The organism is Klebsiella sp. SWET4, from assembly GCF_024296565.1.
Taxonomy (GTDB): domain Bacteria; phylum Pseudomonadota; class Gammaproteobacteria; order Enterobacterales; family Enterobacteriaceae; genus Klebsiella; species Klebsiella variicola.
The window spans coordinates 115,074-141,091 of the sequence record NZ_JANCOB010000012.1 but is presented as its reverse complement, the minus strand read 5'-3'; the positions used below and the strand labels follow the sequence as shown (position 1 = coordinate 141,091).

Annotated in this window: 21 protein-coding genes; 15 read left to right on the top strand and 6 right to left on the bottom strand. The window is 56.6% G+C overall.

What is annotated here, in order from left to right; all coding sequences use genetic code 11:
• The first annotated feature begins 44 nt into the window (after window positions 1–44).
• From lexA to NKJ21_RS22860, 3 genes are all read left to right on the top strand, one after another.
• A complete protein-coding gene (lexA, locus tag NKJ21_RS22870) occupies window positions 45–653 on the top strand; it encodes a transcriptional repressor LexA (protein WP_004206291.1) in 609 nt (202 codons plus the stop codon).
• A 69-nt stretch (window positions 654–722) separates the two neighbouring features.
• Window positions 723–2,039 (top strand): MATE family efflux transporter DinF, encoded by a 1,317-nt coding sequence (gene dinF, locus NKJ21_RS22865; RefSeq protein ID WP_008807305.1) that lies wholly within the window; start codon window positions 723–725, stop codon window positions 2,037–2,039.
• A 235-nt stretch (window positions 2,040–2,274) separates the two neighbouring features.
• Complete coding sequence (locus NKJ21_RS22860) at window positions 2,275–2,484, top strand: CsbD family protein (RefSeq protein ID WP_004206293.1); 210 nt, start codon at window positions 2,275–2,277, stop codon at window positions 2,482–2,484.
• A 95-nt stretch (window positions 2,485–2,579) separates the two neighbouring features.
• Here NKJ21_RS22860 and zur read toward each other — a convergent pair whose 3' ends face one another.
• Window positions 2,580–3,095: a zinc uptake transcriptional repressor Zur gene (zur, locus tag NKJ21_RS22855; RefSeq protein WP_012543190.1), complete on the bottom strand. Its 516-nt coding sequence runs from the start codon at window positions 3,093–3,095 to the stop codon at window positions 2,580–2,582.
• A 249-nt stretch (window positions 3,096–3,344) separates the two neighbouring features.
• Between zur and NKJ21_RS22850 the strand changes: the two genes are divergently transcribed.
• The 3 genes from NKJ21_RS22850 (at window position 3,345) to pspG (ending at window position 5,314) form a co-directional block, all read left to right on the top strand.
• The gene (locus NKJ21_RS22850) at window positions 3,345–3,833 is read left to right on the top strand and encodes a cupin domain-containing protein (RefSeq protein ID WP_002884935.1); all 489 of its coding nucleotides are present in this window, start codon (window positions 3,345–3,347) and stop codon (window positions 3,831–3,833) included.
• 100 nt (window positions 3,834–3,933) lie between these two features.
• A complete protein-coding gene (gene dusA / locus NKJ21_RS22845) occupies window positions 3,934–4,932 on the top strand; it encodes a tRNA dihydrouridine(20/20a) synthase DusA (RefSeq protein ID WP_239270667.1) in 999 nt (332 codons plus the stop codon).
• Between the two features lie 139 nt (window positions 4,933–5,071).
• Window positions 5,072–5,314, top strand: a complete 243-nt coding sequence (pspG, locus tag NKJ21_RS22840; protein ID WP_012543188.1) for an envelope stress response protein PspG — start codon at window positions 5,072–5,074, stop codon at window positions 5,312–5,314.
• A gap of 181 nt (window positions 5,315–5,495) precedes the next feature.
• On the opposite strand, the gene NKJ21_RS22835 is transcribed toward pspG, so the two are convergent.
• Window positions 5,496–6,479: a quinone oxidoreductase gene (locus NKJ21_RS22835; RefSeq protein ID WP_063105936.1), complete on the bottom strand. Its 984-nt coding sequence runs from the start codon at window positions 6,477–6,479 to the stop codon at window positions 5,496–5,498.
• Between the two features lie 169 nt (window positions 6,480–6,648).
• On the opposite strand from NKJ21_RS22835, the gene dnaB reads away from it, so the two are divergent.
• The 6 genes from dnaB to NKJ21_RS22805 all read left to right on the top strand — a co-directional run bounded on the left by dnaB (window position 6,649) and on the right by NKJ21_RS22805 (window position 12,359).
• Window positions 6,649–8,064, top strand: a complete 1,416-nt coding sequence (dnaB, locus tag NKJ21_RS22830) for a replicative DNA helicase (protein WP_008807299.1) — start codon at window positions 6,649–6,651, stop codon at window positions 8,062–8,064.
• Between the two features lie 31 nt (window positions 8,065–8,095).
• On the top strand, window positions 8,096–9,175 hold the full coding sequence (gene alr / locus NKJ21_RS22825; protein WP_008807298.1) for an alanine racemase: 1,080 nt from the start codon (window positions 8,096–8,098) through the stop codon (window positions 9,173–9,175).
• Between the two features lie 176 nt (window positions 9,176–9,351).
• The gene (tyrB, locus tag NKJ21_RS22820; protein ID WP_008807297.1) at window positions 9,352–10,545 is read left to right on the top strand and encodes an aromatic amino acid transaminase; all 1,194 of its coding nucleotides are present in this window, start codon (window positions 9,352–9,354) and stop codon (window positions 10,543–10,545) included.
• A 193-nt stretch (window positions 10,546–10,738) separates the two neighbouring features.
• A complete protein-coding gene (gene aphA / locus NKJ21_RS22815) occupies window positions 10,739–11,452 on the top strand; it encodes an acid phosphatase AphA (RefSeq protein ID WP_008807296.1) in 714 nt (237 codons plus the stop codon).
• Window positions 11,453–11,582: 130 nt separating this feature from the next.
• Window positions 11,583–11,999 (top strand): secondary thiamine-phosphate synthase enzyme YjbQ, encoded by a 417-nt coding sequence (locus NKJ21_RS22810; RefSeq protein WP_008807295.1) that lies wholly within the window; start codon window positions 11,583–11,585, stop codon window positions 11,997–11,999.
• A 3-nt stretch (window positions 12,000–12,002) separates the two neighbouring features.
• Window positions 12,003–12,359 carry an MmcQ/YjbR family DNA-binding protein gene (locus NKJ21_RS22805; protein WP_008807294.1) on the top strand — a complete coding sequence of 119 codons (357 nt, stop codon included), beginning with the start codon at window positions 12,003–12,005 and terminating at the stop codon, window positions 12,357–12,359.
• On the opposite strand, the gene uvrA is transcribed toward NKJ21_RS22805, so the two are convergent.
• Entirely contained in the window at window positions 12,360–15,185 is a 2,826-nt protein-coding gene (gene uvrA, locus NKJ21_RS22800; RefSeq protein ID WP_023296895.1) for an excinuclease ABC subunit UvrA, read from the bottom strand.
• Window positions 15,186–15,436: 251 nt separating this feature from the next.
• Between uvrA and ssb1 the strand changes: the two genes are divergently transcribed.
• On the top strand, window positions 15,437–15,964 hold the full coding sequence (ssb1, locus tag NKJ21_RS22795; RefSeq protein ID WP_008807292.1) for a single-stranded DNA-binding protein SSB1: 528 nt from the start codon (window positions 15,437–15,439) through the stop codon (window positions 15,962–15,964).
• Window positions 15,965–16,114: 150 nt separating this feature from the next.
• Here the strand turns inward: ssb1 and NKJ21_RS22790 are convergent, their stop codons facing one another.
• On the bottom strand, window positions 16,115–17,695 hold the full coding sequence (locus NKJ21_RS22790; RefSeq protein ID WP_016160107.1) for a lytic transglycosylase F: 1,581 nt from the start codon (window positions 17,693–17,695) through the stop codon (window positions 16,115–16,117).
• A 588-nt stretch (window positions 17,696–18,283) separates the two neighbouring features.
• On the opposite strand from NKJ21_RS22790, the gene NKJ21_RS22785 reads away from it, so the two are divergent.
• A complete protein-coding gene (locus NKJ21_RS22785; protein ID WP_008807289.1) occupies window positions 18,284–20,542 on the top strand; it encodes a TonB-dependent siderophore receptor in 2,259 nt (752 codons plus the stop codon).
• A gap of 263 nt (window positions 20,543–20,805) precedes the next feature.
• On the opposite strand, the gene NKJ21_RS22780 is transcribed toward NKJ21_RS22785, so the two are convergent.
• Together NKJ21_RS22780 and NKJ21_RS22775 are read right to left on the bottom strand one after the other, a co-directional pair.
• Complete coding sequence (locus NKJ21_RS22780; RefSeq protein WP_008807288.1) at window positions 20,806–21,174, bottom strand: helix-turn-helix transcriptional regulator; 369 nt, start codon at window positions 21,172–21,174, stop codon at window positions 20,806–20,808.
• Window positions 21,175–21,207: 33 nt separating this feature from the next.
• Window positions 21,208–22,968, bottom strand: coding sequence for a tannase/feruloyl esterase family alpha/beta hydrolase (locus tag NKJ21_RS22775; protein ID WP_254733232.1), 1,761 nt, complete (start codon window positions 22,966–22,968; stop codon window positions 21,208–21,210).
• A 625-nt stretch (window positions 22,969–23,593) separates the two neighbouring features.
• Between NKJ21_RS22775 and bamA the strand changes: the two genes are divergently transcribed.
• A complete protein-coding gene (gene bamA, locus NKJ21_RS22770; RefSeq protein ID WP_012969159.1) occupies window positions 23,594–26,017 on the top strand; it encodes an outer membrane protein assembly factor BamA in 2,424 nt (807 codons plus the stop codon).
• Window position 26,018: the final 1 nt, after the last annotated feature.

The following is a 26,018-nucleotide window of genomic DNA, read 5'->3' as shown; positions in this document are numbered from 1 at the left end:
TGTATATACTCACAGCATAACTGTATATACACCCAGGGGGCGGAATGAAAGCGTTAACGACCAGGCAGCAAGAGGTGTTTGATCTCATTCGGGATCATATCAGCCAGACGGGCATGCCGCCGACGCGTGCGGAAATTGCTCAGCGCTTGGGGTTCCGTTCCCCAAACGCGGCGGAAGAACACCTGAAAGCGCTGGCGCGTAAAGGCGCGATCGAGATCGTCTCCGGTGCTTCTCGCGGTATCCGCCTGCTGACGGAAGAAGAACATGGCCTGCCGCTGATCGGCCGCGTCGCCGCCGGCGAGCCGCTGCTGGCGCAGCAGCACATTGAGGGGCACTATCAGGTCGACCCGTCGATGTTTAAACCCAACGCGGATTTCCTGCTGCGCGTCAGCGGCATGTCGATGAAAGACATCGGTATCCTTGATGGCGATCTGCTGGCGGTCCACAAAACCCAGGACGTGCGTAACGGCCAGGTAGTGGTAGCGCGCATTGACGACGAAGTGACGGTGAAGCGCCTGAAAAAGCAGGGTAACGTCGTCGAACTGTTGCCGGAAAACAGCGAATTTACCCCTATCGTTGTCGATCTGCGTCAGCAGAGTTTTACCATTGAGGGTCTGGCCGTTGGCGTGATCCGTAATGGAGAATGGCTGTAACGCCTGCCCCTGCGCAGCGTCATCTGATGCATGACGCTGCGACGTTTGTCCTCAATCAGGTCTCCGAACATGCTGCTCAACGCTGCCGATAAAGCGCTGTGGCGCCTTGCGATCCCGATGATTTTCTCCAATATCACCGTCCCGCTGCTGGGGCTGGTGGATACCGCGGTGATCGGCCACCTTGACAGCCCGGTATACCTCGGTGGCGTCGCGGTTGGGGCGACGGCTACCAGTTTCCTCTTCATGCTGCTGCTGTTTTTGCGCATGAGCACCACCGGGCTCACCGCTCAGGCCTGGGGTGCCAAAGATCCGCTGCGACTGGCGCGGGCGCTGGTGCAGCCGCTGGCTCTGGCGCTGGGCGCCGGGGTTCTCATCATCCTGTTTCGCCTGCCGCTGATTAACCTCGCTCTGCATATTGTCGGCGGCAGTGAGGCGGTGCTTGAGCAGGCGAGACGGTTTCTCGAAATCCGCTGGCTCAGCGCCCCCGCCTCGCTGGCCAATCTGGTGCTGCTCGGCTGGCTGCTGGGAGTCCAGTACGCCCGGGCGCCGGTGATTCTGCTGGTGGTCGGTAATCTGCTCAATATTGTGCTCGACCTGTGGCTGGTGATGGGCCTGCGGATGAACGTCCAGGGGGCGGCGCTGGCCACGGTCACCGCGGAGTATGCCACTCTCATTATTGGCCTGATGATGGCGAAGCGGGTGCTGACGCTGCGCGGCGTGTCGCTGGCAATGCTGAAAAACGCCTGGCGCGGGGATCTGCGCCGTCTGCTGGCGTTGAATCGGGACATCATGCTGCGTTCCCTGCTGCTACAGCTGTGCTTTGGCGCGCTGACCGTGTACGGCGCGCGTCTGGGCAGCGACATTGTGGCGGTCAATGCGGTACTGATGACCATGCTGACCTTTACCGCCTATGCGCTGGATGGTTTTGCCTATGCCGTGGAGGCCCACTCCGGCCAGGCCTACGGCGCGCGCGACGGCAGCCAGCTGCTGGAAGTCTGGCGGGCGGCCTGCCGGCAGTCTGGCATGGTGGCGCTGGCGTTTGCCCTGATTTATAGCCTGGCGGGGGAGTACATCATCGCGTTGTTAACCTCGCTGCCTTCTCTGCAGCAGCTGGCCGATCGCTATCTGATCTGGCAGGCCATCCTGCCGGTGGTGGGCGTCTGGTGCTATCTGCTGGACGGCATGTTTATCGGCGCCACACGCGGCGCGGAGATGCGGAACAGCATGGCGGTCGCCGCGGCGGGGTTTGCTGTAACGCTGCTTTCGGTCCCGCTGCTCGGTAACCACGGTCTGTGGCTGGCGCTGGCGGTGTTCCTCGCCCTGCGCGGCCTGTCTCTGGCGCTGATCTGGCGTCGCCACTGGCGACACGGCACCTGGTTTAGCTAGTCATTGCCGTTCATCACGGCCATCTATGAATTCCCGCGGTTGCGCGCCGCTTACCGGGGCAACTCAGTAGCCCGGCTCAGCGTAGCGCAAGCCGGGAAAATCGCCTCAGCCTTACCCATCGGTATGATGGTTAAAAATTCCGAATAACGAATCGGTACCAGCATTCTCATCTATAGTTAATACCATGTCCGGTACAAAACGGGCTGTAAACCCACCGAATGATGAGGATGTTATCATGAATAAAGACGAAATCGGCGGTAACTGGAAACAGTTGAAAGGTAAAGCCAAGGAACAGTGGGGCAAACTTACCGATGATGATATGACCGTGATCGAAGGTAAGCGCGATCAGCTGGTCGGTAAAATTCAGGAACGGTACGGCTATGCGAAGGATCAGGCTGAGAAAGAAGTCTCAGACTGGGAGCATAAAAACGACTACCGCTGGTAGCGTTCCGTGGCTCAAAGAATAAAGCATTTGTGTTAGTGCCTGTCTGAATGGCGTAAGGATGCGCCGTTAACCCTGTTTCCCGCTGCGGCTGACGCTCAGCGGGCTTTCTTTTTCAGCTGAATGGAATGGTCGTGCTGGCAGTGTCCCGGCGTGCTGCAGGCTTCGACTTCCACGCAGTCTGCACAAAGGCCGTGAGCTTCAATCACGTTGTGGCGCAGGGCAAAGCCCATTCTGGCCGCTAACGTATGCATGATATCTTCCACCCCTTCCGCCGCCTCTTCCTTCACCACGCCACAGCGGTCACAGATAAACATGGCTGAGCTATGGGTCGGCTGGTCAAAGAGATGGCACAGCACATAGCTGTTGGTCGATTCAACCTTATGAACAAAGCCCTGCTCGAGTAAAAACTCCAGCGCGCGGTAAACCGTCGGCGGTTTAGCCTGCGGCTCTTTGTCACGCAGGAGATCCAGCAGATCGTAGGCGCTGATCGCCCCTTGTTGCAGGCTCATCAGGCGCAACACCTCCAGACGCTGTGGGGTCAGGCGTACGCCGCGCTGCGCGCATAGCTTTTCAGCATGCGCTAACATCTCTTGCGAAGGGGTCTTATCCATGAGCATCCTCGGGTTGCGTGAATTTGAATCTGTTACTTTATCACGTTCCTCAGAAAACACCGAGAGCCGGCAGGTGATACGGGTCATACTTCAGATTGTCGGTACCTGCGCCAGTTCCGGGTGCTGGCCGCTGACTTTCGTGCAGACTACGCCTTAGTCGATCGCTAAAACCGTCCTGCCCGATTTAATCGCAACACGCATGACCCTGGGTATGCTATATCTGAAGTGTCTCATTTTCGGGAGAAAACGATGAAACGACCTGATTGCATTCGCCACTGGCGCGAACTGGAAGGGCCCGACGATGCCACTTATCCCGATAGCCCGGAGCGTTTTTCGATTGGCGCGCCGCTGGGGCGCGGTTTACGTCTCAACCGGCTGGGGATCCACCACGAGCGACTGCCGCCCGGGCGGCGCACCTCGTACCCGCACGCGGAGAGCGATGAGGAAGAGTTCATCTACGTGCTGGAGGGCTATCCGGAAGTGTGGATAAACGGCTATCTCTGGAAGCTGGAGCCAGGGGACAGCGTGGGTTTTCCCGCGGGTACCGGTATCTGCCACACTTTTCTCAATAACACCGAGCAGGAGGTTCGTCTGCTGGTGGTGGGCGAGGCCAACAAGAAATACAACCGCATCTATTATCCGCTCAATCCAGGCTATGCCGCGACGCGCCAGGATCGCTGGGTTGACCATCCGCCGCAATTCTTCGGTCCACACGACGGCAAGCCGCGGAAAAAGTAATCGACCCGGGGAAGGGGCGAAGCGCGGCGCACTATGCGCCTGTGGTTTATCTTTGTGCTATAGTAGCGCCCCTTTTTACCCGGATGCTTATTTATTCGCCATGATGCCTGAATCAACGTCACCTGTTTTCCCTGCTCACCGCTTCTCCATCGCGCCGATGCTCGACTGGACTGACCGACACTGCCGCTACTTCCTGCGGCTGCTGTCGCGGCATACGCTGCTGTATACCGAAATGGTGACCACGGGGGCGATTATTCACGGCAAAGGTGACTATCTGGCCTATAGCGAAGAAGAGCATCCGGTTGCTCTGCAGCTCGGCGGCAGCGATCCGCAGACCCTGGCGCAGTGCGCGAAGCTGGCTGAAGCGCGTGGCTACGATGAGATCAATCTCAACGTCGGCTGCCCCTCCGACCGCGTGCAGAACGGGATGTTTGGCGCCTGTCTGATGGGCAATGCGCCACTGGTGGCCGACTGCATCAAGGCGATGCGCGATGTGGTGTCGATTCCGGTCACGGTGAAAACCCGTATCGGGATTGACGATCAGGATAGCTATGAGTTTCTATGCGAATTCATTGAGACGGTCTCCGGCAAGGGCGAGTGTGAGATGTTTATTATTCACGCCCGCAAAGCCTGGCTCTCCGGCCTGAGCCCAAAAGAGAACCGCGAGATCCCGCCGCTGGATTACCCCCGCGTCTGGCAGCTGAAGCGCGACTTCCCCCACCTGACGATGGCGATTAACGGCGGGATCAAATCGCTGGACGAAGCCAGACTGCAGCTTGAGCATATGGATGGGGTGATGGTCGGGCGTGAGGCCTATCAGAACCCGGGTATTCTGGCCTCGGTCGACCGCGAAATTTTCGGCATCGCCGGCGCGGATGCCGATCCGGTGGCGGTGGTGCGAGCCATGTACCCGTATATTGAGCGTGAGCTCAGCAATGGCACCTATCTGGGCCATATTACCCGCCATATGCTGGGGCTGTTTCAGGGCATCCCCGGCGCTCGCCAGTGGCGTCGCTACCTGAGCGAGAACGCGCATAAAGCCGGCGCCGATATTGCGGTGCTGGAGCATGCGCTGAAGCTGGTGGCCGATAAACGTTAATTTCTGACGAAAACCTGGTGAAATTGACCACGCCTCGCGCACTGACGCGGGGCGTTTTCTTTTAAAGTCAAATGCTTATGTTTGGCATGCTTTTTGTAATACCTGCAGAGTGAAGTATTCATTCGTTGGGGAGAGAACCATGCTGGAACTGCTATTTGTCATTGGATTTTTTGTCATGCTGTTGGTGACCGGCGTATCGCTGCTGGGGATTATCGCGGCTATCGTGGTCGCTACCGCGCTGATGTTCGTCGGCGGCTTGTTCGCCTTGATGATCAAATTACTGCCGTGGTTGCTGCTGGCCGTGGTGGTGGTGTGGATTATTCGGGCGCTGAAATCCCCGAACGGAAACGCTTTTCGCGACAATAACCGTTGGCGTTACTAAGGTATTGAGGGGTCTGTCACAACCTGAACAATTTTGCAGACAACCGCGTAGGCATTACTGAGCAAATCTGTCACTATTAGCGCGTTAACGAATTCATCGCGCTGTACCCTACATACAGCCGAACTAAAAAAAAGTAAGGGCTTCCCAGGTGGAAGCCCTAAACTTTTGTCCCTTTGTCCGCTTACGGCAGCAGCAGACTAGACCCCTGAGTTACCCGGCTTTCCAGAACTTCATGCGCCCGACGGGCCTCGGTCAGCGGATAGGTCTGACTCTCGGGTACGTTCACTTTGATTACCCCACTGGCGATCAGTGAAAACAGTTCACTGCAGGCTTCCGCCAGCTCTTCCCGGTTGGTGATATAGCCCTGCAGCGATGGGCGGGTGACGTACAGAGAACCTTTCTGATTCAGGATCCCCAGATTGACGCCGGTCACCGGGCCGGAGGAGTTGCCAAAGCTGACCATCAGGCCGCGTCGCTGCAGGCAGTCCAGAGAGGCTTCCCAGGTATCTTTTCCCACCGAGTCGTAGACCACGGCCACTTTCTTACCGTCGGTAAGTGCCTTGAGCCGCTCCACGATTTGCTCTTCGCGATAGTTAATCACCTGCCAGGCGCCAGCCTCTTTGGCACGCTGGGCTTTCTGCGCGCTGCCGACGGTGCCGATAAGTTTCGCGCCCAGCGCTTTCGCCCACTGACAGGCAATCAGCCCCACGCCGCCGGCGGCCGCGTGAAACAGGAATACTTCATTAGGCTTAATTTCATAGGTTTTGCGCAGCAGATACCACACCGTCAATCCTTTCAGGAACGATGCCGCGGCCTGTTCGAAAGAGATGGCGTCCGGCAGGACCGCGGCTTTGTCGGCCAGCACATTGTGTACCGTGCTGTAGGCGCCGAGCGCCGACTGCGCGTACACCACCCGATCGCCTACCTTAATGTGCGTTACCCCATGGCCAACTTTACTGACGACGCCGGCTGCCTCGGTGCCCAGACCGCTCGGCAGCGATGGTGGCGGATAGAGGCCGCTACGAACATAGGTGTCGATATAGTTGATACCGATGGCTTTGTTTTCGACCTGAATTTCATATTCCGCAGGATCGCGGGGCGTGAACTCAACCGCCTGAAGCACCTCCGGCCCGCCGTGTTTTGAAAATTCGATGCGTGTTGCCATGTTCGCTCCTGTGTTGTTCTGAGATTATCCAGTAAGCTTAACAGCCTGCGGCGGCAGCGACGGATTTTCTTATCCGCCTCAGGCCTGCCACGCTTAATGGGTTCTTTAGCGGCAATGGCTTTCTCGCTATACTGTCACGCTCTTTTCCGTATCGGTGAAATGTTAGGCTATGGCAGGAAATAAACCCTTCAACAAACCACAGACAGAAACCCGCGAACGCGATCCGCAGCTCGCCGGGCTGAAAGTCCCGCCGCACTCGATTGAAGCGGAGCAGTCGGTGTTGGGCGGTTTAATGCTGGATAACGAGCGCTGGGACGACGTCGCCGAACGCGTGGTGTCGGAAGATTTCTATACTCGTCCGCATCGTCATATCTTTACCGAGATGGCGCGTCTGCAGGAGTCAGGTAGCCCGATTGACCTGATCACCCTTGCGGAGTCGCTAGAGCGTCAGGGGCAGTTGGACAGCGTCGGCGGCTTCGCCTACCTGGCCGAACTGTCCAAAAACACGCCCAGCGCGGCGAACATCAGCGCCTATGCTGACATCGTGCGCGAACGCGCGGTCGTGCGCGAGATGATTTCGGTGGCCAACGAGATCGCCGAAGCCGGCTTCGACCCGCAGGGGCGAACCAGCGAAGATCTGCTCGATCTCGCCGAATCCCGGGTTTTCAAAATCGCCGAAAGCCGGGCCAATAAAGACGAAGGGCCGAAAAACATCGCCGATGTGCTCGATGCCACCGTCGCCCGTATCGAACAGCTGTTCCAGCAGCCGCATGACGGTGTCACCGGGGTGAATACCGGCTACGACGACCTCAACAAAAAGACCGCTGGCCTGCAGCCGTCGGATCTGATTATCGTCGCCGCCCGTCCGTCGATGGGTAAAACGACCTTCGCGATGAACCTCGTGGAAAACGCGGCAATGCTGCAGGATAAGCCGGTACTCATCTTCAGTCTTGAGATGCCCTCGGAACAGATCATGATGCGTTCTCTGGCCTCGCTGTCGCGCGTCGATCAGACCCGCATTCGTACCGGTCAACTGGACGATGAAGACTGGGCGCGGATCTCCGGCACCATGGGCATCCTGCTGGAAAAACGCAATATCTATATCGATGACTCCTCCGGCCTGACGCCGACGGAAGTGCGCTCCCGCGCGCGGCGTATCGCCCGCGAGCACGGCGGCATCGGGCTTATCATGATCGACTACCTGCAGCTGATGCGCGTGCCGTCGCTCTCCGACAACCGTACCCTTGAGATCGCCGAAATCTCCCGCTCGCTGAAGGCGCTGGCGAAAGAGCTGCAGGTGCCGGTGGTGGCGCTGTCGCAGCTGAACCGCTCGCTGGAACAGCGCGCCGATAAACGCCCGGTCAACTCCGACCTGCGTGAGTCCGGATCCATTGAACAGGATGCCGACTTGATCATGTTCATTTACCGTGATGAGGTTTATCACGAGAACAGCGATCTTAAAGGCATCGCGGAAATTATCATTGGTAAACAACGTAACGGCCCGATCGGCACCGTGCGACTGACCTTTAACGGCCAGTGGTCGCGTTTCGATAATTATGCCGGCCCTCAGTATGACGATGAGTAAACCTCTGTCTGTCTTTTTTTAAGGAATTCAAATGCAAGCGGCAACTGTAGTTATCAACCGCCGCGCTCTGCGACACAACCTGCAACGTCTGCGTGACCTGGCGCCTGCCAGCAAACTGGTTGCGGTGGTGAAAGCGAACGCCTACGGACACGGCCTCCTTGAGACCGCGCGAACGCTGACTGACGCCGACGCCTTTGGCGTCGCCCGCCTGGAAGAGGCGCTGCGCCTGCGAGCAGGAGGCATCGCCCAGCCGATCCTCCTGCTGGAAGGCTTTTTTGCTGCGGAAGACCTGGCGGTGATCGCCGCCCAGCGCCTGCATACGGCGGTGCATAGCCCCGAACAGCTGGCGGCGCTGGAGCAAGCCGATCTCCCCGAGCCGGTAACCGTGTGGATGAAGCTGGATACCGGCATGCATCGCTTAGGGGTGCGCCCGGAGGAAGCCGAGGCGTTTTATCAGCGTCTGAGCCAGTGTAAAAACGTCCGCCAGCCGGTGAACGTGGTGAGCCATTTCGCCCGCGCCGATGAGCCGACCTGCGGCGCCACCGAACGCCAGCTGGATATCTTCACCACCTTTACCGAAGGCAAACCGGGGCTGCGCTCTATCGCCGCCTCGGGCGGCATTCTGCTGTGGCCGCAATCGCATTACGACTGGGTGCGCCCCGGGATTATCCTGTATGGCGTGTCGCCGCTGGACGATCGCTCCACCGGGAAAGATTTCGGCTGCCAGCCGGTGATGACTCTGACGTCCAGCCTGATTGCGGTGCGCGAGCATAAAGCAGGGGAGCCCGTCGGCTACGGCGGCACCTGGATCAGCGAACGCGATACCCGTCTCGGCGTGGTGGCGATGGGCTATGGCGACGGTTATCCGCGCGCCGCGCCGTCGGGCACGCCGGTGCTGGTCAATGGCCGGGAAGTGCCGATTGTCGGCCGGGTAGCGATGGATATGATCTGCGTTGACCTCGGACCGCAGGCCCAGGATAAAGCCGGCGACGCGGTAGTGCTGTGGGGAGAGGGACTCCCGGTAGAGCGCATCGCCGAGATAACGAAAGTGAGTGCTTACGAACTTATTACGCGACTGACCTCCCGCGTCGCCATGAAATACCTCGACTAAGCACCAGCCGTACCGGATAACCCTGATGTTATCCGGTACGCCATCGGCACAGCCGCGAGCGAATAAGCGGTTTATGCCACCTCGCGGTCATTTTCCCCTCAACATCCTCTCGACCTGCCGTCATATCCGGTTTATTGTGTAAGAACCTGCCCTATGTAAACCTGGAGATACATCGCGTGTTTCAAAAAGTTGACGCCTACGCCGGCGACCCTATTCTTTCTCTGATGGAACGCTTCAAAGAAGATCCGCGAAGCGACAAAGTCAACCTGAGTATCGGGCTGTACTACAACGATGACGGCATTATCCCGCAGCTGCAGGCGGTGGCGGAAGCGGAAGCACGCCTGAACGCCGGGCCGCATGGCGCCTCGCTGTATCTGCCGATGGAAGGGTTGAGCGGCTACCGTCAGGCGATTGCGCCGCTGCTGTTCGGCGCAGAGCATACCGCGCTTAAGCAAAACCGCATTGCCTCCATTCAGACGGTCGGCGGTTCGGGCGCGCTGAAGGTCGGGGCCGACTTCCTCAAACGCTACTTTCCGGAGTCTCATGTCTGGGTCAGCGATCCGACCTGGGAAAACCACATCGCCATTTTTGAAGGGGCTGGCTTCGAAGTAAGTACTTACCCCTGGTTTGACAAAGCCACTAACGGCGTGCGCTTTGAGGACCTGCTGGCGACGCTGCAAACGCTGCCGGCGCGCGATATTGTGCTGCTGCACCCTTGCTGCCACAACCCGACCGGCGCCGACCTGACGCCAGCCCAGTGGGACCGCGTGGTTGAGGTATTACAAGCGCGTCAGCTGATCCCCTTCCTCGACATCGCCTACCAGGGCTTTGGCGGGGGGCTGGAAGAGGATGCTTACGCCATTCGCGCCATCGCCAGCGCCGGGATGCCGATGCTGGTCAGCAACTCGTTCTCCAAGATTTTCTCCCTGTACGGGGAGCGTGTCGGCGGCCTGTCAGTGGTCTGTGAAGACAGCGAAACTGCAGGCCGCGTGCTGGGTCAGCTGAAGGCCACCGTGCGCCGCAACTACTCCAGCCCGCCAAGCTTTGGCGCGCAGGTGGTGGCGACGGTGCTGAACGATGCAGCTCTGAAAGCCACCTGGCAGGCGGAAGTGGACGCCATGCGCGCGCACATTCTGACCATGCGCCAGGCGCTGGTCGACGCGCTGCAGCAGGTTGCTCCGGGCAGCAAGGTGGATTACCTGCTTAAGCAGCGCGGGATGTTCAGCTACACCGGCTTCAGCGCAGCGCAGGTCGATCGTCTGCGCGACGAGTTTGGCGTCTACCTGATTGCCAGCGGTCGTATGTGCGTGGCAGGGTTAAACTCACGTAATGTTCAGCAGGTGGCGAAAGCCTTTGCTGCGGTGATGTAAGCCGCTCTCCAGTGGGTTGCCGCTGCCGGTCAACGGGCAGCGGCAACCTCCTCTCTGATTGTGATCATCCTCTTTTTCTATGACATCTACGCGAAAAAGGCTTTTCATCCACGCGATCGGCGGGTAAGGTCGGGGCGTTGCTAAGCATGCACATTATTAAAAATAATAATGATTGATAGATTTAGGGATAAATATGCGCAAACTTACTCTCGCCTTTGCGGCGGCTTCTCTTTTGTTCACGCTGAACAGCGCCGTTGTGGCGCGCGCCTCCACGCCACAGCCGCTGTGGGTGGGCACCAATGTGGCCCAGCTGGCCGAGCAGGCGCCGATCCACTGGGTTTCGGTGGCGCAAATCGAGAACAGCCTGCTGGGGCGGCCGCCGATGGCCGTCGGTTTTGATATCGATGACACCGTCCTCTTCTCCAGTCCGGGCTTCTGGCGCGGGCAAAAAACTTTCTCCCCCGGCAGTGAGGATTACCTGAAAAACCCGCAGTTCTGGGAAAAAATGAACAACGGCTGGGATGAATTCAGCATGCCGAAAGAGGTGGCGCGCCAGCTGATTGCGATGCATGTGAAGCGTGGGGACAGCATTTGGTTCGTCACCGGCCGCAGCCAGACCAAAACAGAAACCGTTTCTAAAACCCTGCAGGATGATTTTCTCATTCCGGCCGCCAATATGAATCCGGTGATTTTCGCCGGTGATAAGCCTGGCCAGAACACCAAGACCCAGTGGCTGCAGGCGAAGCAGATAAAGGTTTTCTACGGCGATTCGGATAACGACATCACCGCTGCCCGTGAGGCCGGCGCCCGTGGGATCCGCGTGCTGCGGGCCGCCAACTCCTCCTATAAGCCGCTGCCGATGGCCGGGGCGCTGGGCGAAGAAGTGATCGTCAATTCCGAATACTGACGATCGCCTGAACGCGATAAACGGCAGCGGTAGCGCTGCCGTTTTTTTATGCAAAATCAGGGGTGGAAGGTTTTACCTTTTCACGTATTGCTGCACACTTAGAAGGATTCATTCGCAAAAGGAGTCGATGATGTGGTATCAGCAAACCCTGACGCTTGGGCCAAAATCCCGCGGTTTTCATCTGGTCACCGATGAGGTCCTCGGTCAGATTCGCGGGCTGTCCGGGGTGAAGGTTGGCCTGCTGCACCTCCTGCTCCAGCATACTTCCGCTTCCCTGACGCTCAACGAAAACTGCGATCCCACCGTCCGCTATGACATGGAGCAGTATTTTCTCAACGCCGTGCCGGACAATGCGCCGTACGAACATGATTATGAAGGTCCTGACGATATGCCTTCGCACATCAAATCATCGATGCTTGGCGTGTCGCTGATGCTGCCGGTCGAGGACGGGCGCGTCAGGCTGGGAACCTGGCAGGGCATCTGGCTGGGGGAGCATCGGATACACGGCGGTTCGCGGCACATCGTTGCGACGCTCATGGGGGAATAAAAGATGACAATTTCGGAGTTATTGCAGTACTGCATGGCGAAACCGGGAGCGGAGCAGAGCGTCCATAGCGACTGGAAAGCCACGCAGATCAAAGTCTCGGACGTGCTGTTTGCCATGGTGAAGGAAGTGGAGGACCAGCGGCCGGCGGTCGCGCTGAAAGCGAGCCCGGAACTGGCGGAGCTGCTGCGAGAGCAGCATCGCGATGTCCGGCCCAGCAAGCATCTCAATAAAGCGCACTGGAGCACCGTCTTTCTGGATGGCTCGCTGCCGGATTCGCAAATCTACTACCTGGTCGATGCATCTTACCAGCAGGCGGTGAAAATGCTGCCGGAGTCGGTCCGGCAGCAGCTATCCCGCTAATTATTTCAGCATCGGCTTCAGGAAGCGCGCGGTGTGCGAGGCTTCGCACTCGGCGACGGTCTCAGGTGTACCGGAGACCAGTATTTCGCCGCCGCCGCTACCGCCTTCCGGACCCAGATCGACAATCCAGTCGGCAGTTTTAATCACATCGAGGTTATGCTCAATCACCACGATGGTATTGCCCTGATCGCGCAGCTGATGCAGCACTTCCAGCAACTGCTGAATATCGGCGAAGTGCAGACCCGTGGTCGGCTCATCGAGGATATACAGCGTCTGGCCGGTACCGCGTTTGGAGAGTTCGCGCGCCAGCTTCACGCGCTGCGCCTCGCCGCCGGACAGCGTCGTCGCCGACTGGCCGAGACGGATATAGGTCAGGCCGACGTCCATCAGGGTTTGCAGCTTACGCGCCAGCGCCGGTACGGCATCAAAGAATTCACGCGCCTCTTCAATGGTCATATCCAGCACTTCGTGGATGGTCTTACCCTTGTACTTAATCTCCAGCGTTTCGCGGTTATAGCGTTTGCCTTTGCACTGGTCGCACGGCACATAGATATCCGGCAGGAAGTGCATCTCAACCTTAATGACGCCATCACCCTGGCAGGCTTCACAGCGCCCGCCGCGAACGTTAAAACTAAAGCGCCCTGGCGTATAGCCGCGTGAACGTGATTCCGGCACCCCGGCGAACAGTTCGCGCACCGGCGTAAACACCCCGGTATAGGTCGCCGGGTTGGAGCGCGGCGTACGGCCGATCGGGCTCTGGTCGATATCGATCACTTTATCGAAGTGCTCCAGCCCCTGGATATCGCGATACGGCGCCGGTTCGGCGATGGTCGCGCCGTTAAGCTGGCGCTGAGCAATCGGGAACAGGGTGTCGTTAATCAGCGTCGATTTACCCGAGCCGGAAACGCCGGTAATGCAGGTAAACAGACCGACCGGCAGGGTCAGCGTCACATCCTTCAGGTTGTTGCCGCGCGCGCCGGTCAGTTTCAGCACTTTTTCCGGATTGGCAGGTACGCGCTGTTTCGGCACTTCGATTTTGCGCTTACCGCTCATGAACTGCCCGGTGAGGGATTCTGGTACCGCCATAATGGCGTCCAGTGGCCCTTCGGCCACCACCTGGCCGCCGTGGACCCCAGCGCCAGGGCCGATATCGATCACATGGTCGGCGGCGCGAATCGCGTCTTCGTCATGCTCAACGACGATCACCGTGTTGCCTAAATTACGCAGATGGATCAGGGTACCCAGCAGGCGTTCGTTATCGCGCTGGTGCAGGCCGATAGAAGGCTCATCCAGCACGTACATCACACCAACCAGCCCGGCGCCAATCTGGCTCGCCAGACGGATACGCTGGGCTTCGCCGCCGGAGAGCGTTTCCGCCGAACGGGAAAGCGTCAGATAGTTCAGACCGACGTTGACAAGGAACTTCAGGCGATCGCCGATCTCTTTCAGCACTTTCTCAGCGATTTGCGCCCGCTGGCCGGAGAGCTTCAGGTTGTTGAAGAAGTCCATCGCGTGGCCGATGCTCATATCGGAAATGGTCGGCAGCGGGGTGTTCTCTACAAACACGTGGCGCGCTTCACGGCGCAGTCGCGTGCCGTCACAGCTGGCGCACGGACGGTTGCTGATGAATTTCGCCAGCTCTTCGCGCACGGCGCTGGATTCCGTCTCTTTGTAACGGCGCTCCATATTGTGCAGCACGCCTTCGAACGGGTGACGACGTACCGAGGTGTCGCCGCGATCGTTCATGTATTTGAATTCAATATTCTCTTTCCCGGAACCGTACAGGACCACTTTCTGCACATTAGCACTGAGGGTGCCCCACGGCGCTTCGACGTCGAATTTATAGTGCTCCGCCAGCGACTTCAGCATCTGGAAGTAGTAGAAGTTGCGGCGATCCCAGCCGCGGATGGCGCCGCCCGCCAGCGACAGCTCCGGATTCTGCACCACGCGGTCGGGATCGAAATATTGCTGAACGCCGAGGCCGTCGCAGGTTGGGCAGGCGCCCGCCGGGTTGTTGAAGGAGAACAGGCGCGGCTCCAGCTCGCGCATGCTATAGCCGCAGATCGGGCAGGCGAAGTTAGCGGAAAACAGCAGTTCTTCCGCTTTTTCATCATCCATATTGGCCACAATGGCGGTACCGCCGGAGAGCTCCAGCGCGGTTTCGAACGACTCGGCCAGGCGCTGCGCCAGATCGTCGCGCACCTTAAAGCGGTCGATGACCACCTCGATGGTGTGCTTCTTCTGCAGCTCCAGCTTCGGCGGATCCGAAAGATCGCAGACTTCGCCGTCGATCCGCGCGCGGATGTAGCCCTGGCTGGCGAGGTTTTCCAGGGTTTTGGTGTGCTCGCCTTTACGCTCTTTAATAATGGGCGCCAGCAGCATCAGGCGCAGGCCTTCCGGCTGCGCGAGGACGTTATCGACCATCTGGCTGACGGTTTGCGCCGCCAGCGGCACGTCGTGATCCGGACAGCGCGGTTCACCGACGCGGGCGTACAGCAGACGCAGGTAGTCGTGAATTTCGGTAATGGTACCCACCGTCGAACGGGGGTTGTGAGAGGTTGATTTCTGTTCGATGGAAATCGCCGGCGACAGCCCTTCGATGTGGTCGACGTCCGGCTTCTCCATCAGCGACAGGAACTGTCGCGCATAGGCGGAGAGCGATTCGACGTAGCGACGCTGGCCTTCGGCATACAGGGTGTCGAAAGCGAGTGAAGATTTGCCAGACCCGGAAAGCCCGGTGACGACAATGAGTTTGTCGCGCGGGATAACGAGGTTGATGTTTTTGAGATTATGGGTGCGGGCGCCCCGAACTTCGATCTTATCCATTCACCTTTCCCGGTAGGTAGATACACGGATTGCCTGGTTTGCTTGAAGGACAAACGGCAGAAACGGCTAATTATGACACAATTTAACCTGAATGAATATACAGTATCGGAATGCAAATTCAGGGGGAGTGTGCAACAATGTCTTGTACGAGTGCTATCTCTGGAATCAGCCTCGCAGCTATCAAAATGCTACGTGGAAATGGTACACTCGCGCGTTTACACTATTAAGAAACGTATTCAGGAGACACGAACATGGCCAGCAGAGGCGTAAACAAGGTGATTCTCGTCGGTAATCTGGGGCAGGACCCGGAAGTACGCTACATGCCAAGTGGCGGCGCTGTCGCCAACTTCACGCTGGCAACTTCCGAATCCTGGCGTGACAAGCAGACCGGCGAAATGAAAGAGCAGACCGAGTGGCACCGCGTTGTGCTGTTCGGCAAACTGGCGGAAGTCGCTGGCGAGTATCTGCGCAAAGGCTCTCAGGTATATATCGAAGGCCAGCTGCGTACCCGCAAGTGGACCGATCAATCCGGTCAGGAGAAATACACCACCGAAGTTGTGGTTAACGTTGGCGGCACCATGCAGATGCTGGGCGGCCGTCAGGGTGGCGGCGCGCCGGCAGGCGGCGGCCAGCAGCAGGGCGGTTGGGGTCAGCCTCAGCAGCCGCAGGGCGGCAACCAGTTCAGCGGCGGCGCACAGTCCCGTCCGCAGCAGCAGGCCCCGGCAGCGCCTTCTTCTAACGAACCGCCGATGGACTTCGACGACGACATCCCGTTTTAAGGCTTGCCTTAAACGCGTTGCCTGCGCCGTAAAATACAAAAAGCCCCGGTTTCGCCGGGGCTTTTTCTTTATCCTTTCAGCATCATCCTTTCAGCATTTTTTCTGCGCCACCGTGTCAGAACCGGTTTTTAACCTGCGGCGACGAGCGTTTCAGGCAGAGGGCGCCTGAGCGGTCTCCGGCGTCGCCACGCTGGGCTGCGGTTTCACTGGCTCTGCTGCTGGCTCCTGTCGCGGCGCGGCCGTCGCTTTCTGTTTGCGGGCCATATCATCGACGATCAGCCGATAGGCGATGTAATACTTATAGATATTACTGACGTAGGTGACCGTCTCGGCGCCAATTTTTTCTGCCGCCAGATTTTCGACATTACCGAACCAGACGTTCGGGTCAAATCCTCGCTGTTTAGTCATGGTGCGCAGGCGGGCGATACGCGCCGGACCCGCGTTATAGGAGGCAAAGGCAAACAGCGCCTTATCGAGCCGGGTCATGGGCTCATCAGCATAGTAGCGATCTATCATCCAGCGCATGTATTTCACGCCTGCATGGATGTTGGGATCCAGCTGTTTAATATCGCCCACTTTCAGCTCTTTTCCGGTGCTGGGCATCACCTGCATTACCCCGACGGCGCCGACGTGGCTTCGCACCGACTGGTTCAGTCGCGATTCCTGGTACCCCTGGGCCGCCATCAGCAGCCAGTCGACATCGTAGCGATCGCCATATTTGCGGAAGACTTCCACCATGGCGAGGAACTTGCGCCGTTCCTTACTCGCGGCGGCATTTTTGACATATTTGGCATTTTTCAGGTAACGCAGCAGGAGGGTATTACCCAGCGTGGTGCCCTGACGATTCTTTTTGACGAAGTTGTTTAGCACCGCCAGCAGCTGCGGGCTGTCTTTGCGTACCGCCCAGGCAATGTTGCCGCCGTCGCGCAGCACCACGTTGTCATGGACCTGAATTTTCGGAAACACCTGTTTCCAGAAAACGGCTTTGTGTTGATCGACGACGATCAGCGGAATCAGCCCGGCGTTGAGCATTTCCAGCAGATCTTCATCCTCCAGCGCTTCCGGCGCTGCCTCCAGGATAACCGGCGGCCGCGACTCACTGGCAAATCGGGCATTCAGCGCCTGCAGACTCTCGTAATAGCTGGAGGAGCGGCGAACAAAGACGGTTTGGCCGGAGAGCTGCTCCAGGCTGTCGATCTTCGGCGATGCCGGCCCGGAGATCAGTAATTCTTTCACGTTGCTGTAGAGCGGCTGGGCGAAATCGACCTGGGCTTCCCGCGAGGGCGTGATGGTCAGATTGGCAGCCGCAATATCGCCTTTACCTTCATTAAGCGCGATAAAGAGATTATCCCGGCTGACCGGCACAAAAACGATATGCAGCTTCAGGTGGCGCTGTTTGAGCTTTTTATCCTTCGCCAACTGCTTATTCAGATCGTTTTCCAGCGCCATAAAGATATCGTGGGTTGCTCCGCGCTGAGTGCCTTTATCAATAAAAAAGAAGGTTTTGCTGTAGGTGGTTAATACCCGAATGGTGCGCCGCTCGGTCATGCCGGGCAGATCGCCTTTCCATGGCTGCAGCATATCGTCGATGTGGATCGACAGCGTATTGTCTTCGGTTGCGACTGGCGGCGCTTTTTCCGCCTCCGCCGCAAGCAGGATAGGGGCGAATAACAGCGGCGCGAGGCAGGTGAGCCAGGCGATAAACAGGCGTGATAGCAAGTTGGCGTTCATGGAGGAACACTCCGCAGGGGGATGTGGTTATTTTAGCAGAACGGCTGCCGTTAGCCGGGCACGACAAGGGCGTAAAAAACATAACGATGCCGACAAATAGTCTTCTCCCATTTTATCGCTTGCTATTAATGTGCTTTTATCTTTACTTTAACTATGGAGATAATATGGCGGAAATGTGTGTTTTTAATGATAAATAGAAAATGATGATGATATTTTTATTTTATTCTTCTCCATTTGTTTTGTTGTAACTGTTTGATTATTTGTGTTTATTTTATTTTTCCCTGATATTGATTATTATCATCTTGATAATGAATCTCATTTTTATTACCGTAGCACAGCACATTACTCTTATTATTCGCTGTCTGGATTACGCTATCAAAGAATAGCGCGCAGCGCTTTTTCTCTAATGATGAAACAGGGCACTTAATTTTATTATGCCTCATGCTGTTTTCTTATTCCCATGACTATCGGGAAGGGGCTGACCTACGCCAAAATCTGGCGAGGCGCAGAGGCGAGTATTTTATCCCATTGTTTTTTCAATTGGGGAAGGCGTTATGCCCGACAGCAACAGAAAACAGGGCATATTCTATGAAATACACGTCTCACTTCCCGCTGGGGATCGTCATTCCTTTGCTCGCCTGTAGCGTGCCGCTGCAGGCGGCAGAGAATATGACAGAACAATCGACGCGCGATAAGAGCACCCCAACGGCCGAAAACCAGGAGGAAACGATGGTGGTGACCGCTGCCAGGCAGAACCTGCAGGCACCGGGCGTGTCGACCATTACCGCAGAGGAGATTCGCAAACATCCCCCCGCCCGCGATGTATCGGAGTTAATTCGTACGCAACCTGGGGTAAACCTGACCGGCAACTCCACCAGTGGTCAGCGCGGCAACAACCGGCAAATTGATATCCGTGGCATGGGGCCCGAGAATACGCTGGTGCTGGTCGATGGTAAACCGGTGACCAGCCGTAACTCGGTGCGGTATGGCTGGCGCGGCGATCGTGACTCCCGCGGCGATACCAGTTGGGTGCCAGCGGAGATGATCGATCATATCGATGTGATCCGCGGCCCGGCGGCGGCGCGCTATGGTAATGGCGCGATGGGCGGGGTCGTCAACATCGTGACCAAACCGACCACGCCAGAATGGCACGGGTCGTGGAATACCTATATGAATGCTCCGCAGCACCGTAAAGAAGGGGCGACGAAACGTACCAACTTTAGCCTCAATGGTCCACTGTCGGACAGTGTCAGCTTCAATCTCTGGGGTAATCTGAGTAAAACCCAGGCTGATGCTCAGGACATTAACGCCGGGCATGAAGCGGAGCGTACCGGTTCCTACGCCGGTTCTTATCCCGCCGGACGTGAAGGGGTGGTGAACAAAGATATTCACAGTAAGCTACGCTGGGAGTTCGCCCCGATGCAGGCCCTGGAGTTTGAGGCCGGCTACAGCCGCCAGGGCAACCTCTATGCCGGCGACACGCAAAACACCAATACCAGTACGTTGGTGAAGAGTATGTACGGGAAAGAGACCAACCGTCTCTACCGGCAAACTTACGGCGTCACATGGACCGGCGGCTGGGATAATGGCGTGACCAGCAACAGCTATGCCCAGTACGAACACACCCGTAACTCGCGAATGAATGAAGGGCTGGCGGGCGGTACGGAAGGGATCTTCTCCAGTAGCGAGTTTTCAGATATCGATCTGGCCGATGTCCTGCTACATAGCGAAGTGAATATTCCGTTTACGCTGGGGGTCGATCAGAATCTGACGCTGGGCACCGAATGGAATCAGCAGCGGATGAAAGATGGCGTATCGACAACCCAGGCGCTCTCTTACGGGACTATCGACGGTGTGTCGGCTACCGGTCGTAGCCCGTACTCCAGCGCCGAGATCTTCTCGCTGTTTACCGAAGATAATATGGCGCTAACGGACAGTACCATGCTGACACCCGCCCTGCGCTTCGATCACCACAGCATCGTCGGCAATAACTGGAGCCCCTCACTGAACCTCTCCCAGGAGTTGACGGATGACTGGACGCTGAAGCTGGGCATTGCCCGCGCTTACAAGGCACCTAACCTCTACCAGTTGAACCCGAACTATATTCTCTACAGCAACGGTCAAGGCTGTTACGCCAGTAGTTCCGCCTGCTATCTGATGGGGAATAGCGACCTGAAAGCGGAGACCAGCGTTAATAAAGAGATTGGTCTTGAGTACAAGCATGATGGCTATCAGGCGGGAATCACCTGGTTCCGTAACGACTATCACAACAAGATTGAGTCAGGGTACGCGGCGGTGGGCACCGCCAGCAACGGCACCACCAATATCTATCAGTGGGAAAACGTACCAAAGGCGTTAGTGGAAGGCCTGGAAGGAACGCTGAATCTTCCGGTGGGGGAGACGGTTAACTGGAGCAATAACCTGACATGGATGCTGCAGAGCAAGAATAAGACGACCGGCGACCGGCTGTCAGTGATCCCGCAGTTTACCCTGAACTCGACTTTGAGCTGGCAGGTTCGTGAAGATCTCTCCCTGCAGAGCACCTTTACCTGGTATGGTCGACAGAAACCAAAACGCTTTAATTATAAGGGCGAGGCGGTCAGCGGCAGCGAACTAAACGAAGTCAGCCCATACAGCATTGTCGGCCTCAGTGCGACCTGGGATGTGAACAAAAATCTGAGCTTCACCAGCGGGATAGATAACCTGTTTGATATTCGCCACTACCGGGCAGGGAATGCGCAAACGACCGGCAACGCGACGACGGGGGCTTATCTTTATGGCGCGGGTGCGGAGACCTATAACGAGTCGGGGCGGACCTTCTTTATGAGCGTTAATACTCATTTCTGATGATCCTGACGAGGAGTAAACCGGGTGCAGCGCGACCCGGTTTTTTTATTTCAGATGAGAGCGGAGGAGGCGGTTATAAATCGTGACAAAATCTTCACGCCCTCTACATTATTAGCTCAACATATCCTTTTATACTGATTTCCGTCGCGCAAGGTCGTTGATCCCGACCGGGTTCGATAATAGCATCCTGCTATTTCCCTTCTGTAATATCCCCTGTCCCCCTTCCATTCCCAACCGCAGCGATGCGGAGGAGGGGGACCTCCTTATTTTTGCCGCGTGATCTGATAGCGATACTGAGTGGGTGTGAGCGCATAATATTTTTTGAAGGTACGATTAAACGCACTGAGATCGTCATAACCGACCATCATACAAATATCGACGATTCGGTAACCAGGCGTCGTCAGCAATAAACGGCAACACAGCGACATGCGCTGCTGGCGGATATATTCCATGGGCGAACGATCAAAATAATGGCGGAAGAGTCGAAATAAATGCCAGGGGGAATAACCAGAGATATCGCTCAGATCGTCGACGGTCAGTTTCTTATCCAGATTATTATCGATCCACAAGAGCAGGTCGTTTAATACCGATTGCTGGAGCGTTTTGCTACGCATGATTGCGGCTAATCCCATAACGAATGGCTCCTCAGCGAGGAGCCTTGGGGTTTATTGAACAGTGAGTTCGCCGTGGCGAACCTGATAATTTTTTTGATTATCAGGGCCAATATAGTCGCTGGCGGGTTTTGCCAGCTGCAGATGACCAAACGCGGTTGATTGCTCTGCATGATAATTTTCGCCGTCATTCACGTCGCCGTGCCCGTTATAACGGGCAATGGCCGGAAAGGGGTACGCCGGGCGAGTCGCGATAACGGCTGGGGCGGCGTCAGCGAAAGGCTGACTGACTTTCTGCACGCCGTGAAACTGCGTTTGGGCATCTGGTTTTTCTGTCATCGGCGGCAGGCTGGTGGCGGCTGGCGCCCGTTTTCCGGCCATGATCTCTTGCGGCGCGATGCCTTCCTCGGTCCAGCGCATCAGCGGGGTAAGGAGAGCAATTTGATCGTAACCTTCGCCATTACCGCAATGGGCTACCCCAGGCAGCAGGAATAACCGCAGGAAGGTATCCGTTGCGGCATGGCCCATCTCTGCTTCTACGCCGCGGTAATAGGCGATAGAAAAGGCTGGGCTGACGGAGTCATCGGCCAGACCGTGCCACAGGATAAGCTTGCCGCCGCGCTGTTGATAGGCATGAAGATTGGTATTTGCCGCGTTATAGAGCGGTGCCAGTTGAGCGACGGCGTCAAAATTCTGCTGGTTCAGTGGGAAATCCCGCATCGATTGGATCTTCTGTTTTCCTCCCGGCAGGAGCACGGATTGCAGAGCCGGCAGTACCATCATTTCCGACATCGAGTGGCCGGTCGGGGTCTCGGGCACCGGCCAGCGTAGCTCGGAGCCCAGCGGCAGACCGCCAGCGACAAACTGGGCGCCGTGGCTGTCGTAAGCGCCGCGGTAGAGTTTTTTCACCACCTCGATCTCTTCCTGCGTCAGGCAGGTAGAACGGTCCTGAGCATCGGCAGGACAGCGGGGGAGCCATGACTCAGAGAACTGACAGGCATACGGATTTTGCAGGATACCATCCTGCACGCCGGAAAGCGTCGAGCAGTGAGCCAGCACGGCCTGGTGAATCAGAGGAAGGCGATCTTTCAGCAGGATAGCGGTACCGTCCGGACGCTGATTGGCGGCCACATTCCAGCCGTGGAAGAAGGAATTCTGAAACTGGAAAAAGGCCGCAGGCGCGCCAGCGCTGATACCGTCAAAATCTTGCGGAAAGCGCTGTGCTTCCATCAATGCTTCGCGACCGCCGTCTGAGCAGCCCATAAAGTACGCGTACTTTGGTTGCTGGCGGTAAAGCGTCTGAATCACCGCTTTGGTCAGCACGGCGGTCAGGTGGTTGGCGCGCCAGGCAAAATCGATGCGCTTTTGCGGATCCTCGGCCCATGAAGCATCCATCATACTGCCATGGTGCCCCATATCGGTTGCTGCCACCACAAACTCGCCGTTCATTGCCGGCAGGCAGCCGCTGGCATTCGACAGACTCAGGTTAATACTCCCGCACAGTCCGCCGCAGCCGACCTGCAAGAAACGTTGACTCCAGCGTTGGGTCGGCAGGGCAATCTGCACGCCAATCTGGGGGGCAATAGTGGCGCTCACCTTGCACCAGCTTCCCTGCGCGGAGGTTTGCATTTCAGTGTGGTTGATAGTGACCTTTGCGCCAACGGCGGCGCTGAAGTCGGTCGCGCTCAGCGCATCGCATGTTAGCGCGGGGAGAACCATCGGCAGACTGGCGGCAGCCTGCGTGGGTGAAGCGAACGATAACCCAAAGAGGGTGCAGAGGATGACGGGTAAGATCGTCTTGAGTAAGCGTGTCATACGCAGTTCCCTGTTGCTAATGATGGGAGGCGGCAGGATGGCGAAGCCTATGCCTCACCTTCCCTGGCGAGGCGCCACTGCTTGGCTATTGTAGATAACGATAGACTTTCCTTGATGCCTTGATAAGGCGACCCTACTGTATTCTGCTATTTTGAGGAAAATATGGAGATGTTCGTTAACGGCCTTTGGCAGTGTATACGGCGTAGAATGTTGTGATATCAGTTGCATAATTTATTCAATTTATCTTCATTATATCTGCTGGGTTTCAGGATATTTTTCTCCCTGTTCCTGGTGATCCCAGAGAGCATCATTCCTAACGAGAATTTTCCCCCTTTCCATTAACAAGAAAGGGGGCTTTTTTAATAAAAAACGTTCAGATAAATCTAAATATAGCTCTGGTGTTGGCCATTAGAACCACGGCGTTCAGCTAAAGTTCCATCATTAAATATATTTTTAAAGATGATTTAACATCCTTTTTTTCTCCATTTTATCGCCATAATTGCATGTAATTCTGCGCCTCGCTCAGGTTATTTTCTGTCGCACATTTTAGAGATGCATCCTGAACAAATAAGCTCAACACCAGCAGAATACTGCTATTGCTCATTATCTCGTAGACGACACATTCATGTTAAAAAAGACTCATATCATCAGCGGATTATTGATCGCCCCTTTAACGTTATATGCCGCAACATCATATCAAGTTGATGATATCCGTTTTGAAGGGCTACAGCGCGTGACCGTCGGGGCAGCGCTATTAAGTATGCCATTGCACGCGGGAGATGCGGTGACGCCAGAAGATGTCAGCGAGGCTGTGCGCGCGCTGTATGCGAGCGGCAATTTCGAGAATGTGCAGATCCTGCGCGATGGGAAAACGCTGGTGGTGCAGGTTAAGGAACGGCCCACTATTGCCAGCGTCAGTTTTTCCGGGAATAAGTCAGTGAAGGATGATGCGCTAAAGGAAAATCTCACCGCGTCCGGTATTTCTGCAGGTAGCGCACTGGACAGAAATTCGCTTAGCGAAATAGAAAAAGGGTTACAGGATTTCTATTACAGTGCGGGGAAATACAGTGCGCAGGTTCACGCGGTGGTGACCCCGTTACCGCGTAATCGCGTTGACTTAACGTTCGTCTTTCAGGAAGGCATCTCGGCGAAAATCGCACAAATAAACATTATCGGTAATCAGGCGTTTCGGGAAGAGACGCTCCTGGACCAGCTTCAGCTACGCGATAATGTGCCGTGGTGGAACGTGGTAGCCGATAAAAAATACCAGAAGCAGAAGCTGGAAGCCGATCTGGAAACGCTGCGCAGTTTTTATCTCGATCGCGGCTATGCGCGCTTTGCTATCGAGTCCACGCAGGTCAGTATGACGCCAGATAAAAAATCCCTGTATATCACTATCGCCCTCAATGAAGGCGAACGTTATCGGGTCGACCGAACTCAGGTGACAGGCGACCTGGCGCAGCATGGCCCAGAGATCGAGGCCCTTGCCCAGCCGCTGGCGGGGGCATGGTACAGCGGGGCGCAAGTCACCACAGTTGAAAATGAGATCAAAAAGCGTTTCGGTAAGTATGGTTATGCCTGGCCGCAGGTGACGACCACGCCGGAAATCGATGATGCGCATCACCGCGTGGCGCTGCATATTCAGGTCAACGCGGGCCGCCGCTACTCGGTACGCCAGATCCGATTTTCCGGTAACGACACCTCCCGGGACGCGGTGCTGCGTCGTGAAATGCGCCAAATGGAAGGGGCGTGGCTCAACAACGAAAAAGTCGAACAAGGGAAAGTACGTCTTGACCGAACGGGTTTTTTTGAGAACGTTGAACAGCAGATCGTTCCGGTCAGTGGGACGGCAGATCAGGTCGATGTGGTCTACAAGGTGAAGGAGCGCAACACCGGCTCATTTAACGTGGGTCTGGGATTTGGTACGGACAGCGGCGTGAGCTATCAGCTTGGCGTGACTCAGGATAACTGGCTGGGAACGGGTAATAGCGTTAGCTTCAACGGGACGCGCAACAGCTACCAGTCTTATCTTGAACTGGGGGCGACGAACCCGTGGTTTACCGTCGATGGCATCAGCCTGGGCGGAAAGATTTTTTATAACAGCTATGATGCTTCCGATGCGGATGCCGGGAGCTATAACCAGCAGAGCTATGGCTTAGGCAGTACGCTGGGGTTTCCCATTAGCGAAAATAACTCCCTGAACCTGGGACTGGATTATGTTCATAATCGCCTGACCAATATGGATCCGGAGCTGACGACCTGGCGCTACCTCAGCTCCCGGGGAATCGAGCCCAGCGTGGTGACGAAAGATGGCGACAGCGGCGCGAAATATAGCGCCAACGACTATTTTGTGAGTCTTGGATGGGGATATAACGATCTCGATCGCGGCTTCTTCCCGCGTGCGGGAAACAAGAGCAGTCTTAGCGGTAAAGTGACCCTCCCCGGTTCGGATAATAGCTACTACAAGCTCTCATTTGACACCGCCCAGTATCTGCCGCTGAGCGAGAATAAGCGCTGGGTCTGGATGGAACGTTTGCGTGCAGGCTATGCCGGTGGGTTAGACGGCAAAAGTGTACCGTTCTACGATAACTTTTACGCCGGCGGCTCGTCGTCAGTGCGCGGCTTCTCTTCTAACACCATTGGGCCTAAAGCGGCCTATTACCGCTGCAATGGTAGCGAAAGCAGCTATAGCGCCTGCCCGCTGGACGCCTCATCTGATGCGGTCGGCGGGAATGCCATGGCGGTGCTGAACAGTGAATTTATCATTCCAACCCCCTTTGTGAATGATAAGTACGCCGATAGCTTGCGAACCTCGCTGTTTGTTGATGCCGGGACGGTCTGGAGCACATCCTGGCAGAACACCGCGCAGACGCTGGCGGCAGGGATCCCTGATTACGGCGATCCGGGTCATATTCGTCTCTCCGCGGGGATTGCCGTGCAGTGGATGTCTCCCCTCGGTCCACTGGTCTTCTCCTGGGCAGAGCCGTTTAAAAAGTATGATGGCGATAAAGCAGAACAGTTTCAGTTTAATATTGGCAAAACCTGGTAAA

Coding starts and splice junctions, on each gene's coding strand:
- lexA (WP_004206291.1), top strand. CDS start 45: ATGAAAGCGTTAACGACCAGGCAGCAAGAGGTGTTTGATCTCATTCGG.
- dinF (WP_008807305.1), top strand. CDS start 723: ATGCTGCTCAACGCTGCCGATAAAGCGCTGTGGCGCCTTGCGATCCCG.
- NKJ21_RS22860 (WP_004206293.1), top strand. CDS start 2,275: ATGAATAAAGACGAAATCGGCGGTAACTGGAAACAGTTGAAAGGTAAA.
- zur (WP_012543190.1), bottom strand. CDS start 3,095: ATGGATAAGACCCCTTCGCAAGAGATGTTAGCGCATGCTGAAAAGCTA.
- NKJ21_RS22850 (WP_002884935.1), top strand. CDS start 3,345: ATGAAACGACCTGATTGCATTCGCCACTGGCGCGAACTGGAAGGGCCC.
- dusA (WP_239270667.1), top strand. CDS start 3,934: ATGATGCCTGAATCAACGTCACCTGTTTTCCCTGCTCACCGCTTCTCC.
- pspG (WP_012543188.1), top strand. CDS start 5,072: ATGCTGGAACTGCTATTTGTCATTGGATTTTTTGTCATGCTGTTGGTG.
- NKJ21_RS22835 (WP_063105936.1), bottom strand. CDS start 6,479: ATGGCAACACGCATCGAATTTTCAAAACACGGCGGGCCGGAGGTGCTT.
- dnaB (WP_008807299.1), top strand. CDS start 6,649: ATGGCAGGAAATAAACCCTTCAACAAACCACAGACAGAAACCCGCGAA.
- alr (WP_008807298.1), top strand. CDS start 8,096: ATGCAAGCGGCAACTGTAGTTATCAACCGCCGCGCTCTGCGACACAAC.
- aphA (WP_008807296.1), top strand. CDS start 10,739: ATGCGCAAACTTACTCTCGCCTTTGCGGCGGCTTCTCTTTTGTTCACG.
- NKJ21_RS22810 (WP_008807295.1), top strand. CDS start 11,583: ATGTGGTATCAGCAAACCCTGACGCTTGGGCCAAAATCCCGCGGTTTT.
- NKJ21_RS22805 (WP_008807294.1), top strand. CDS start 12,003: ATGACAATTTCGGAGTTATTGCAGTACTGCATGGCGAAACCGGGAGCG.
- uvrA (WP_023296895.1), bottom strand. CDS start 15,185: ATGGATAAGATCGAAGTTCGGGGCGCCCGCACCCATAATCTCAAAAAC.
- ssb1 (WP_008807292.1), top strand. CDS start 15,437: ATGGCCAGCAGAGGCGTAAACAAGGTGATTCTCGTCGGTAATCTGGGG.
- NKJ21_RS22790 (WP_016160107.1), bottom strand. CDS start 17,695: ATGAACGCCAACTTGCTATCACGCCTGTTTATCGCCTGGCTCACCTGC.
- NKJ21_RS22785 (WP_008807289.1), top strand. CDS start 18,284: ATGAAATACACGTCTCACTTCCCGCTGGGGATCGTCATTCCTTTGCTC.
- NKJ21_RS22780 (WP_008807288.1), bottom strand. CDS start 21,174: ATGGGATTAGCCGCAATCATGCGTAGCAAAACGCTCCAGCAATCGGTA.
- NKJ21_RS22775 (WP_254733232.1), bottom strand. CDS start 22,968: ATGACACGCTTACTCAAGACGATCTTACCCGTCATCCTCTGCACCCTC.
- bamA (WP_012969159.1), top strand. CDS start 23,594: ATGTTAAAAAAGACTCATATCATCAGCGGATTATTGATCGCCCCTTTA.